Below are 12,378 nucleotides of genomic sequence, written 5' to 3' on the forward strand. Positions count from 1 at the left end.
ATTCACCTTTGCCAAGCGAACCGAATTCATGACCAACCGTCGTACCTTCCTCAAGCAGGCTGGCGTTATCGCGGCCGGCATCCCCCTGAGCTCCGCCGTCAGCCTGCCCGCGCTGGCCGCCATGCCGGCGCCGCTGCCCAAAGACAAATGGGCGCAGTTCCGTCAGCTGTTCGACCAGGACCCCGATTACCTGCACTTCGCCAACTTTCTGGTGACCTCACACCCCCGGCCGGTGCGCGAGGCGATCGAGATGCACCGCGCCAACCTCGACCGTAACCCGGGCCTGGCGATGGACTGGCATCGCGGCGAGACCGAACGCCGCGAAGAAGAAGTCCGCGTGTGGGCCGGCCGTTACCTGAAAGCCAAGCCGTCGCAGATCGCCCTGACCGGCAGCACCACCGAAGGTCTGGCAATGATTTACGCCGGCATCCATGTGCGCCCGGATCAGGAAATCCTGACCAGCGAACATGAGCACTACGCCGCCAACAGCGTGTTTGAATTCCGCACACAAAAGGACGGCACCCAGGTTCGCAAAATCAAATTGTTCGAAGACCCGTCCAAGGTTTCGACCGACGAAATATTGGCTTCGATTGCCCGCAACATCCGCCCCGAAACCCGCGTGCTCGGCATGACCTGGGTGCACTCCGGCAGCGGTGTGAAGCTGCCCATCGGCGAGATCGGCAAACTGGTCGCCGAGAAAAACCGCGACCGTGAGGAAAAGGATCGCATCCTTTATGTGGTCGATGGCGTCCACGGTTTCGGCGTGGAAAACCTCGACTTCCCGGACATGCATTGCGACTACTTCATCGCCGGCACCCACAAATGGATGTTCGGCCCACGGGGCACCGGGATCATTTGCGCGCGCTCGGACGAGATGAAGGACATCACGCCGACCATTCCGACGTTCTCCGAAGCCACCACGTTTTCGACCGTGATGACCTACGGCGGCTATCACTCGTTTGAACACCGCTGGGCGCTGACCGAAGCGTTCAAATTGCATCTGGACCTGGGCAAGGCCGAGGTTCAGGCGCGCATTCACGAGATCAACAGCTACCTGAAAAGGCGCTTGCAGGAACATTCGTCGGTGGAGCTCGTCACGCCGCTGTCGCCCGAGTATTCCGCCGGCTTCACGTTCTTCCGGATCAAGAACCGCGACTGCGAGGAAGTCGCCAACTTCCTGATGGACCAGCGCGTGGTCTGTGATGCCGTCGACCGCGATGTCGGCCCGATCATTCGTCTGTCCCCAGGTCTGCTCAACACCGAGGCGCACATCGATCGCGTCATGGCGCTGTTGGGCAGCACACTCTGAAACGCAGATTTCCTTTAGCGAGAATGCTCATGAAAAACATCCTGCACAGACTCGGAGCGCCGAACCCGCAATGGCGGGCGCTGACCCTGCTGGCATTGCTCGGCCCCGCGTTGCCCGGCGCAGCCCTGGCTTCCACTGCGCCGCTGCCGGGCACAGTGTTCAAGGACTGCCGCAACTGCCCGGAAATGGTGGTGCTGCCCGCCGGCACCTTCACCATGGGCACGCCGGAAGGTGAAGTCGGTCGCGAGCCCGATGAAGGCCCGATGCACGAAGTGACGTTCGCCAAGCCGTTCGCCATGAGCCGTTACCAGATCACCGCCGGTGAATGGGACCAATACATGAAGGAAACCGGGATCACCCTTCCCGATGGCGACACCCGCCCCGGTCGCGAGTGCATCAACAGCAAGCCACGTTATCCACAGGGCCCGCGTCAGCCGGCGGTGTGCATGAACTTCGCCGAGGTCAGCGCGTATGTCGCGTGGCTGTCGCTCAAGACCGGCCAGCATTACCACATCGTCAGCGAGGCCCAGCGCGAGTACGCCGCCCGCGCCGGTTCAACGGGGCCGTTCCCGTTCCCGTTCGACGAAGGCACCGAGTACAGCATCGCCACCCATGCCAATACTTACGGGCCAACCGACGGCTACAGCTACACCTCCCCGGCCGGCAGCTTCCCACCCAACGCCTTCGGCCTGTACGACATGCACGGCAACGTCTACGAGTGGATCGCCGACTGCGAACACAGCGATTACGTCGGCGCCCCCACCGATGGCAGCGCGTGGGTCGAACCCAACTGCGAAGCCCTGCAGATTCGCGGCAACGACTGGGGCGAAGCGCCGGTGTTCTCGCGTTCCGGCAACCGCAACAACATCTACCCGCAAACCCGTGGCGACTGGATCGGTTTCCGTGTGGTGCGCGAGCTGCCGTCCAAAGGCTGAGCCCCTCCCCCTACGGCCGCCGCCAGTCGGCGGCCGTCTAAATTAAACGCCCGACCACACGTTCTACTGGGTATGCCTCACGACCCAAGGGACCGTCCTCAAATGCATTTCCTCAAGACCCAGCCTGCGCGCGGTGCAATTCATGAATTGTTCACCCTCCTGAAACCGTTCCGGCTGGTGGTCAGCCTGTCGATCATTCTGGGCATGGTGGGCGGTCTGAGCGTGACGGTGCTGCTGGCCACGATCAACAACGCGCTGCATTCGCAAAGCGGCCTGACCCAAGGCGTGGTTGCGCTGTTCGGCGGCCTCTGCCTGTTGGCGCTGGCAAGTTCGATCTGCTCGGACATCGGCACCAACTATGTCGGCCAGCACATCATTGCCAAGCTGCGCAAAGAGCTGGGGGAAAAGGTTCTATCGGCCCCCATCGAACAGATCGAACGCTATCGCAGCCACCGCTTGATCCCGGTGCTGACCCATGACGTCGACACCATCAGCGACTTCGCCTTCGCCTTCGCGCCGCTGGCCATTTCCCTGACCGTAACCCTCGGTTGCATGGGCTACCTTGCGCTGCTGTCGTGGCCGATGTTCCTGATGATGGTGCTGGCGATTGCCATCGGCACCGGCATCCAGTTCTACGCACAGGCCAAGGGCATCAAAGGCTTCATGGCCGCCCGCGACGCCGAAGACGAATTGCAAAAGCACTACAACGCCATCGCCGGCGGCGCCAAGGAACTGCGCATTCACCGTCCGCGCCGCCAGCGCATGTTCACCTCGGGTATCCAGGGCACGGCCGACTTCATCTGCAACACCCAAGTGCGCTCGATCAATACCTTCGTGATCGCCAAGACCCTGGGGTCGATGCTGTTCTTCGTGGTCATCGGCCTGGCGCTGGCCCTGCAATCGTTCTGGCCGAGCGCCGACAAGTCGGTGATGAGCGGCTTCGTACTGGTGCTGCTGTACATGAAAGGCCCGATCGAGCATCTGGTGGGCACCTTGCCGGTGGTCAGCCGGGCGCGGATTGCCTTCCGCCGCATCGCCGAACTGTCGAACCAGTTCTCTTCGCCCGAACCGCACCTGCTGCTCAACGATACCGGCAAGAAACCTGCCGTGGTCAACAGCCTGCAACTGGACAACGTCAGCTATGCCTTCCCCGCCGCACCAGGCAGCGAAGCGTTCCGCCTCGGGCCGGTGAACCTGACCATCGAACAGGGCGACATCATTTTCATCGTCGGCGAAAACGGCTGCGGCAAGACCACGCTGATCAAATTGCTGCTCGGCCTGTATGCGCCGCAACAGGGCGCCATCCTGCTCAACGGCGACAGCATCGACGCGCAGAACCGTGACGACTACCGCCAATTGTTCACCACGATTTTTGCCGACTACTACCTGTTCGATGACGTGGTGCAGGGCGACCAGCACATCCCCGAAGACGCCAACACCTACCTGCAACGCCTGGAAATCGCGCACAAGGTCAGCGTCAAGGACGGCAGTTTCACCACCACCGACCTGTCCACCGGCCAGCGTAAACGCCTGGCGCTGGTGAATGCCTGGCTGGAGGAACGGCCGGTGCTGGTGTTCGACGAATGGGCGGCCGACCAGGACCCGACCTTCCGCCGGATCTTCTACACAGAGCTGCTTCCGGACCTCAAGCGCCTGGGCAAAACCATCATCGTCATCTCCCACGACGATCGCTATTTCGACATGGCCGATCAGCTGGTGCGCATGGAGTCGGGCCGCGTGGTGACGGAGCGGGCAACCGCCTGAGTTCGGCTGAAATCGCATCGCCCGACGATTTTTCGGAGTTTGTTTTCCGGTTTCACCGCGGCGACGCGTCTAATAATAATTATCATTAACTAAAATAACTGCACACCTCAGGAGCGATTTGAGCAATGCAAAGCCCTACCCTGTCCCGCGCGCCGTTGGCAATGGCCATCGCGTCGCAAAAGAAATTCCGAACAGTCGTACCGGGTGCGTTGCTGACCCTGTTGCTGCTGGGCACGTCTGAAGTCCAGGCAGCGCCGGTGAACGTCAACGTTCCTTCGCAGTCGCTGGCCAGCGCCCTGCAGCAACTGGGTCAACAGACCGACCTGCAAATCCTGTACAGCCAGGACATGGTCAACGGCCTCAAATCGACAGCGGTCTCCGGCAATCTGGAGCCGGAACAGGCATTGAACACATTGCTGCTGGGGAGCGGCATTACGTTTCAACTGACTGGCAACACTGTCTCGCTGGTTCCAATTGCGGGAAACTCCAGCGCGCTGCAACTGGGCGCGACCGCGATTTCCGGCGTGGCACCGGGGCCGACGACTGAAGGCACGCATTCCTACACGTCCGATGAAGTCAGCATCGGCAAGGGCAATATCAAGCTCAAGGACATTCCGCAGTCGGTGTCCGTCGTCACGCGCCAGCGCATGGACGACCAGAACATGAACAGCCTGCAAGACGCGATGCGCCAGGTCACCGGTGTCACCATCAAGACGTACAACTCCGGTTCCAGCCTGAACGACGTCTACATGCGCGGCTTCCTCGTCGACCAGGTGCAGGTTGACGGCGTGTCGCAACCGACCGGCCAGGGCGACATGGGCACCAGCTTCGACCTCGCCATGTACGACCGCGTCGAAGTGCTGCGTGGCCCATCGGGCCTGTATCAAGGCGCTGGCGAACCCGGCGGCACCATCAACGTGGTGCGCAAGCGCGCCCTGAACAAATTCGCCCTCGGCGGCGAACTGGGCGCAGGTTCCTATGACCACTACCGCTCCATGGTGGACGTCACCGGCCCGTTGAACGATCAGGGCACCGTGCGCGGTCGCTTCATCACCGCTTACGAGAACAACAAATCCTTCGTCGACTCCGCCCAGAACGAACGCCCGATGGTCTATGGTCGCCTGGAATTCGACCTCGACCCGTCCACTACCCTGTCGGTCGGCGGCGCCTACCAGCAAAACCACTCCACGCCAGCGTTCGGTTTGCCAGCCTTTGCCGACGGCAAGTTGCTGGACGTGTCGCGCTCGACCTTCGTCGATGCCAAGTGGAACACCCTGAACGAGAAAGTCTGGGAATCCTTCGCCGAGGTCGATCACGCGCTGGACAACGGCGGTCAGTTCAAGACCACCGTCACCTACCGCGACGCTGAAACGCCGCAGCGAAACTTCACCTGGGCCGACGGTACGGTCGATCCGGCTACGGGTGATAGCTCGGCCGTGGCGTACGACTACTACACCCACATCAAGACCATCGGCGTCGACAGCTTCGTGACCACGCCATTCGAGTTTGCTGATCGCCAGCACGAGTTCACCGTGGGCGCCGAGTATCAGCACTTGGACAAAGACTTCGAATACGGTGGCGGCGAGTACTTCCCGATCAACGTCTACAACCCGGGCAGTATCGATATTCCCAAGAACGACTATGAGCGGGTCAACGGTAACTGGTCCAAATCCGACCAGTACGGCCTCTACACCCGCGCCAAGTTCAACGTCACCGACTGGCTCGACGTGATCGGTGGCAGCCGCGTGACCTGGTACGAAAGCGACGCCAAGAACGCCAACGCCTTCTTCAACAATTTCGGCGAGGCCCACACCAGCATCAACCGCAAGGTCGTGCCGTACGGCGCCATCATCGCCAAGCTGACCCCGGAACTGTCGGCCTACGCCAGCTACACCGGTGTGTTCAAGCCACAAAGCGAACTCGGCAGCGACAACACGCCCATCGGACCGCGCAAAGGCAAGCAATATGAAATCGGCCTCAAGCGCGAATTCTACGACGGCCGCCTGAACGCCAGCATCGCGATGTTCCGCATCTACGATGAAAACCGCGCCGAGTTCAACGCCGATACAGGTGGAAACGAAGCACAAGGCAAGGCACGCAGCCAGGGCTGGGAAACCGAGTTGAGCGGTAACCTGACCGACAACTGGAGCATCGTCACCGGCTACGCCTTCACCAGCACCAAATTGGTGAAATCTGACGACGCCACCGAAGGCAACACCTTCAGCACCATCACGCCTAAACACAACTTCAACCTGTGGACCAAATACGACTTCACCGATGGCGCGCTCAAAGACTTCAGCGTCGGCGGCGGCGTGCGCGTGGTCAGCAAGACCTGGTACCAGCGTGATGTGCGCTTCGAACAAAGCGGCTACGGCATCGCCACCGCGCAGGTGGGCTACAAGTTCAACGAGAACCTGTCGGCGACACTGACTGGCAACAACCTGTTTGATCGCAAGTACTATGATCGCGTGGATGGGTCGTGGGGGACTAACTTCTATGGGGATCCGCGGAATTTGACGTTGACGTTGCGGGCTCAGTACTGAGTTTCGGGATCGTCAAAAACCTACATACCACCGGGCCGCAAGCGGCCCGGTGGTATTTTCGGGGCTGGTTGATCAAGTCGAATAACGTTCGTCGATTCAGCCTCGCTCACTTCACCGTACTGTCAGGTTGCCTACTTGGTCCTTGAACTTCAGGTACAGCGTTACTCCCCCTAGAACAGCCGTGGCTAACATCCCAATCACACCGATTGCCGCGCCCCTAGAGAGTTGGACTGTTGGCGTCGGGAATCAACACTCAAAGTGTCGGCATCGACAACCGATCCAGAGCACAGCCGTTGGTCATTTGTGATGGCTTGGCCTGAATAACTCGAGCACCGGAAGCCATATCAAAGATGCTGAGTTTGCAGCCGCCGATTTCATCGGGGCCGTCGGCGATGCCGCCCTTGATCACATAGCGGGCACCCGGGGTGAACTCGGTGACGAAATCGACGGTGCAGCGGCGGTTGCCGCTCGCCCAGCCCTGCAGCACCAGGTGGAGCGGTTTGCCCGCTTCGACGGCGCGAAAACCTTCGGGGCTGGTTGCCTTGTTATCGACCGAGAACAGTTGACGACCCGGTGTCACCGCCACCGACCTCCCGAACTTGCAATCCATGGCCGGTGCCACCGTAAGACTCGCGCCGTTACGGCGGTTGTTCGTTACGTCCATCTCACTGCGGATCTGCGCTTGGGGAGCGTTGGCTGGGACGGTGTATTGCGGAGTCTGCGCGCAACCTGCAATCAGCAACAGAAGGGAGCCAGCATAAAGCGCTTTCATGATCGTCCTTGTTCGTTCGGCTTCTATGCACCACTGGGCCGCTTGCAGCCCAGTGGTGTTCTATTGTGGGTGCTTCAGCAGATCTGCTTCAGCTTTCCCCCAAGAAATACTTACAAGCGGAAATAGGATGTGTACGGCAGGAAAGGCGAACGCTTGACTTCAATGGTGTTCATATCAAACACCTCAAACAAGGCTTGTGTTTCGCCCGGAAAGTGCGGGCAATTCAATTCATCAAATACCACGATCGAGCCTTTTGACAATCTTGGCTTGATCGCTTCCAGAACATCCTTTGTCGGTTTGTAAACATCCATATCAAAAATGGCCATTGATATGATTGAGTGAGGATTATCTTCAAGCCATTGTTTCGAAGTCACTGAAGCGTCTCCCTTGATCAGGGAAAATTTCTTCAAGTGATTATTAGGGCTTAATGACTCTTGAGCCAGCAGAAGCCGTTCTAATAGTTTCTCGTAGCCATCGTCTATATGAAAGTCACCCGACTTCACCATTCCGCCATCTTTTTCGTCAACCCCGGCAAACCCGCTGAAGGTATCGAACCCGAAAATGTGCCGGGAGTAGTTGTAGGGTTCCTTGATGGCTCTAAGGTTGAGTAACGTTGCTAGGCTACTGCCGTAATGAACGCCAAACTCGCAGATTGAACCTGCGACTGGCAGCATTTCATCGTAGAGAAAATTAAGGTTCAGGATTCGTGCCAGTGACGGTCTGGTCAGCGTCGCAACCGAAGGCCAATTCCAATATTCCCCTGCAATGTCATGAATTTCGCCATGAATATCCCGCAGTTCTTTATAAGCATCTGCCTGATTGGGAGGGGTGAAAAACAGCTGACCGTCTTGAGTTCTCATTTGCTTTCCATTAAAAAGTTAAGACCGTTCGAATTGAATTTGCTTTGAATCAGATAGGCCAGCTTGGAAACCTTGGCGTGGATGCTCGATATATTGTGATCCGGCCGGTGTATAAGCCCCATGCCGCCAATGATAATGGCTTCCAGCGTCAGCTCGGCATTAAATATCCGCGACCACACCTGTCGCGAAGCTTCATAACCGACGGAACCACTTTCATATTGATTGGAAGAAGTCATCAACTTGACCGGGGTTGGACCGCCAATTGCCTTATTTAAAAATTGCTCAAGTCTCCCCAGCAGAAAATCAAACAGCTCATCGCTTGAGACGTCATAAGGCTGGCTGGTTTTTACGTCGATTCCTGCGGCACATTGAACGAACGGCCCCGGATGTCTGCGCAAAAAATCTTGCGCCATATCATAGAGTGATCCGTTGTCCCAAGAAGCGGGATATTGATACAGCGATTGGTTCGCGTAGTAGTACCCTTTTTCAAGCCCCAGGTGTTTAAGGTTTGCAGTGGTTGCATCCTGATAAGACTTGAAGCGAGATTCGATCATCTCGTTTGCGCTTTGACTATCGAAGGACGGGTAATTAACCGGAAAACAGTCCGCAATACCAAACTGAATAAAAAAGTATCGATTTTCAACAGGGACAACACTCAAGCATTTATTAAGTGCGTCTGTCAGGGCCGCAGGGTATTCATGCCAGTTGTCATTTGCATGAACGACCGCGTCCGTTTCAGAAATAACGGTGACCACCGAATCATATTCGGTAAATTCCGGATTGATGAAGCATCGCAACTCTACCCCATCGACGTAATAAGCTTCATCCGTCAGTTCGACCGGGTAACGCCCTGTGAGCCGCTCAATACGCTTGGACAGTCCATTGGTCTTGAACTTCGGAACATAGAACGTGGCGTCCGCCAAGTGTTGGCGAATGAAAAAATCATCCAGGTGATCGTCGTGACCATGGGAGATAATGACATTAAGCTTGCTCGCAGGGATAGAGAGTAACTTCTCAATCACTTCAGTCTTGGGCGAGGGGTTTTGAATCCAGCCACCGAACGCAGGTGAAACATACCAGGGATCAGTAAGGAAATAACTTTCGTTCTCTTTCAGCAATAATGAGGCGTGATTAACAAATTCTATATCCACCGGCCGGATCCTTCGCACTCATTAATTAAATCAATAAAAACACGCGTAAAACAAACACTACATAATATCTCATTTTTATTTTGCGAGCAATCGCCCATAAAACAAAACAAAAAGAACACTTCACCCGACCAAGTAAACACCTATTAAAATATAAAACCCTTTAGCATCAGACTTTTGCAAAACTTGCTTAACACATACAAAAATCCGCTACATATCAGTTTAAATTTGTTAATTATCTTATAAACACTAATGACACTAACCTGATTAAAATACGCCCAAAATATATATTGTACCCCGATTAACCTCAAAGCCGACGACAGTCTTTCAGATGCGCAATAAGGCGCTATTTCCCCAACTTCAGCTCCATGATGATCGTGCGTTCCGCTCCGTGAAATTCATCTCGGACTTTTCTGAAGCCAAGTGATGCGTAAAAGCCTTCTGCCGTGATTGAGGAAGGGACCCGCAACAGACTGACCCCATCGCTGAGGGCACTTGACCGAATCATCGTCATCAACTGCCGTCCTATGCCCTTCCCTTGTTGGGTCGGGTCGACGAATACGCTTCTGACCACGCCATGATCAAGGCTGGCGGTTGCAACAATATGATGGCCGATCGTCGCGACGTAGACACGACGTTGAGTCAGCAAGCGAAGGATGACTTGGCTGATGGCGGTTGCATCTTCACTTGTGGCGATTCGGATCAGGCAGTCCATTTGAGTGCGTCTTTCCTTGTGGTTGGCTGATCGTAAAGTAAGGCGACTTGTTGGCCCCAGTCTGTCGGCACATTTTCTGAACGACAAATTGCACGACCGCAAGTCGAACCGACATTCAACCCTGATCGTGCTTGTGGCGCTTTGATTCGATCAGCGCTCGCATCTCAGTCATCACCTGTGCGGGGACGTTCAAGCGTGGATCATCGAGCGAAGCTTGCACCCTGGCACGGAACCGACGGTTATAGCTGACGGCTTGCTCTTTGGTTTCGAACGCTGAAACGATGGGGGAAAAGTCGGCGCTAATAGTCACCTCCGGTGAGACGAAGTACACCTCTACCCGCGAATAGGGGAGCCACCACGCTACACGCCGAACTTCCGACCGCCAAGCCTAAAAACATGTCGGAAATTTCCCCGATATTTACGCGATTTACCTTGGGTGTGGGAACCGTGCAGCCGCTTATTAATGCTGTTCGGCATAGTTTGTTTAAGCGGCCTACAGGTTACTTCGTGAAAGCTACATCACCTTGCGTCGTTGCCTACAGGTACGCCAGAATCCGCCGGCTTGTGCGTCATGGGTCCTCTCTATAACTTTATTCCTGTCACTGCCCATCAGTGATCGGGTTTAGTAGCCCGAGGCTTAATCTAAGACGTACAACGCGCTATCAATCAGGTTTACTCCTGCATTTTGATGGTAGCTGTACGCAGGGTGCCCTCGGGCACGCCGGCTTCTTAGATTCCCCGGTCTACTAACCTGCGTACAGCTGCCACCCCTTCTTTTAGTAGAGAAGAGGTTCCGGCCCACAACAGGAATCTAAATATGCCCAAGGTCACACCAAACCCGCCGGAAACCGATCCGGCCTCCCCCAAAGAAAACCTCGACTCACCCACCGCCCCCACTCCTGATTTCCAACCCTCAATCGCCGACATCAAACCCACCCCGCGCACACTCAGCACAATGTTCATCGTCAATCCGGAATTCGATATCGAAACCCTGCTGGGTTATGCGTGTGAATCGCTGGCCTCGGCCGAGGTGATGGCCAATGATCTGGCTGATCATATGACGGGGTCGTCGCGCAATTCACTGCTGGGCATTTCGCAGGTGATCATGCTGGCGGAGTTGACGGTGAATCGGGCATTGGACCATCTGGATCCGATAGAGGACACGCATTAGTCCGGTGACATGATCGTTCCCACCAGAGCGTGGGAACGATTCCTGCCCCTCAACCCAGACTTTCAGTAATCTGCCCCGCCAGTTGCTCCAGCATCCCCGGCACTTCCTGAACCATCTCCCCCATCCGCGCAAAGTCATGGGTCATTCCCGCCTTCACGTCCAGCACCACAGGCTGCCCCGCCGCACGCAATTTTTCGGCCCAGGCCAGGCCTTCGTCGAGCAGCGGGTCGTATTCGGCCAGCCACAACACCGTCGGCGTCAGACCTTGCAAGGTCTCGGCAAACAACGGTGAAAAGCGCCAGTCGCGGCGATCATCGGCGTTGCGTTGATACTGCTGGTAGAACCATTCCAGCGTGGTTGCTTCCAGCAGATAGCCTTCGGCAAAACGTGCGAGGGACGGGCGTTTTTCCACGGCGTCGATCACCGGGTACAACAACGCTTGCAGCCGTGGCGTCAGCGGCCAGGCTTGTGGATTCTGCGCGATGGCGATCGACAATGAGGCCACCAGGCTGCCACCGACGCTGTCCCCCGCCAATGCGATGCGCGTGGCGTCCAGCCCCAAAGCACTGGCGCCGGTAGTCGCAAGCCAGCGTGTCACGTCCTCGGCATCGTGGTAAGCGGTAGGGAAACGGTGTTCCGGGGCCAGTCGATAATCCGCCGACAGCACTGCAAAACCACCCGCCAATGCCAGGCGCCGGCACAGGGTGTCATGGGAATCGAGGCTGCCGACCACGTATCCGCCGCCATGGAAATACAGCAGCACCGGGCGCTCTTGAGTACCCAGCGACGGGCGAGCGTAGAGGCGCGCGTTGAGCAGATGGCCGTCGCGGGCCGGAATGCTCACCGCAGTCACGGTCAGCGCGCCCATCGGTGCAGCATCGAGCAGCTGCGAGGTTTGCTCGAACTGCTGGCGCGCGTCGGTCGGACTCAGCTCGTGCATGGGCAGGCTTTTTCCGGTGAGGCGGCCGAACTCGGCCAGTTCAAGAAACCCTTCGATGTCCGGGTGCAGTGCCATGGGCGGTCGTCTCCAAAAAATAAAAAGCTCGCCCTATAAACGAACGGTGAAGGCCGTTCATTAGGGCACACAAGCGCAATGCTCTTCTGTGGCGAGGGAGCTTGCTCCCGCTGGGCTGCGCAGCAGTCCTTTTTTGGGGCCGCTTC

Annotated in this window: 11 protein-coding genes; 5 read left to right on the forward strand and 6 right to left on the reverse strand. The window is 57.1% G+C overall.

The genetic code is table 11. The features are described 5' to 3' along the window. Positions 1-28: 28 nt before the first annotated feature. The 4 genes from B723_RS27250 to B723_RS27265 all read left to right on the forward strand — a co-directional run bounded on the left by B723_RS27250 (position 29) and on the right by B723_RS27265 (position 6,551). Positions 29-1,309 carry an aminotransferase class V-fold PLP-dependent enzyme gene (locus B723_RS27250; RefSeq protein ID WP_017337603.1) on the forward strand — a complete coding sequence of 427 codons (1,281 nt, stop codon included), beginning with the start codon at positions 29-31 and terminating at the stop codon, positions 1,307-1,309. A 29-nt stretch (positions 1,310-1,338) separates the two neighbouring features. Further along, complete coding sequence (locus tag B723_RS27255; protein ID WP_017337602.1) at positions 1,339-2,244, forward strand: formylglycine-generating enzyme family protein; 906 nt, start codon at positions 1,339-1,341, stop codon at positions 2,242-2,244. Between the two features lie 102 nt (positions 2,245-2,346). Next, a complete protein-coding gene (locus B723_RS27260; protein ID WP_017337601.1) occupies positions 2,347-4,008 on the forward strand; it encodes a cyclic peptide export ABC transporter in 1,662 nt (553 codons plus the stop codon). 125 nt (positions 4,009-4,133) lie between these two features. Further along, a complete protein-coding gene (locus tag B723_RS27265; RefSeq protein ID WP_017337600.1) occupies positions 4,134-6,551 on the forward strand; it encodes a TonB-dependent siderophore receptor in 2,418 nt (805 codons plus the stop codon). 253 nt (positions 6,552-6,804) lie between these two features. Here B723_RS27265 and B723_RS27270 read toward each other — a convergent pair whose 3' ends face one another. The 5 genes from B723_RS27270 to B723_RS33845 all read right to left on the reverse strand — a co-directional run bounded on the left by B723_RS27270 (position 6,805) and on the right by B723_RS33845 (position 10,350). Further along, positions 6,805-7,323, reverse strand: a complete 519-nt coding sequence (locus B723_RS27270) for a hypothetical protein (RefSeq protein ID WP_017337599.1) — start codon at positions 7,321-7,323, stop codon at positions 6,805-6,807. Positions 7,324-7,433: 110 nt separating this feature from the next. Continuing rightward, positions 7,434-8,183: a class I SAM-dependent methyltransferase gene (locus B723_RS27275; protein ID WP_017337598.1), complete on the reverse strand. Its 750-nt coding sequence runs from the start codon at positions 8,181-8,183 to the stop codon at positions 7,434-7,436. After that, complete coding sequence (locus B723_RS27280) at positions 8,180-9,334, reverse strand: MBL fold metallo-hydrolase (RefSeq protein WP_017337597.1); 1,155 nt, start codon at positions 9,332-9,334, stop codon at positions 8,180-8,182. The genes B723_RS27275 and B723_RS27280 overlap by 4 nt, the downstream gene beginning before the upstream one ends. Before the next feature lie 343 nt (positions 9,335-9,677). Beyond that, positions 9,678-10,046 carry a GNAT family N-acetyltransferase gene (locus B723_RS27285; RefSeq protein WP_017337596.1) on the reverse strand — a complete coding sequence of 123 codons (369 nt, stop codon included), beginning with the start codon at positions 10,044-10,046 and terminating at the stop codon, positions 9,678-9,680. A gap of 115 nt (positions 10,047-10,161) precedes the next feature. Then, positions 10,162-10,350 carry a hypothetical protein gene (locus tag B723_RS33845; RefSeq protein WP_052909720.1) on the reverse strand — a complete coding sequence of 63 codons (189 nt, stop codon included), beginning with the start codon at positions 10,348-10,350 and terminating at the stop codon, positions 10,162-10,164. A 513-nt stretch (positions 10,351-10,863) separates the two neighbouring features. Here B723_RS33845 and B723_RS27295 point away from each other — a divergent pair. Then, entirely contained in the window at positions 10,864-11,217 is a 354-nt protein-coding gene (locus B723_RS27295) for a DUF6124 family protein (RefSeq protein ID WP_017337595.1), read from the forward strand. A 49-nt stretch (positions 11,218-11,266) separates the two neighbouring features. On the opposite strand, the gene B723_RS27300 is transcribed toward B723_RS27295, so the two are convergent. Continuing rightward, on the reverse strand, positions 11,267-12,232 hold the full coding sequence (locus B723_RS27300) for an alpha/beta hydrolase (RefSeq protein WP_017337594.1): 966 nt from the start codon (positions 12,230-12,232) through the stop codon (positions 11,267-11,269). Positions 12,233-12,378: the final 146 nt, after the last annotated feature.

Origin of the sequence: Pseudomonas fluorescens NCIMB 11764 (assembly GCF_000293885.2) — a bacterium.
Classification (GTDB): domain Bacteria; phylum Pseudomonadota; class Gammaproteobacteria; order Pseudomonadales; family Pseudomonadaceae; genus Aquipseudomonas; species Aquipseudomonas fluorescens_B.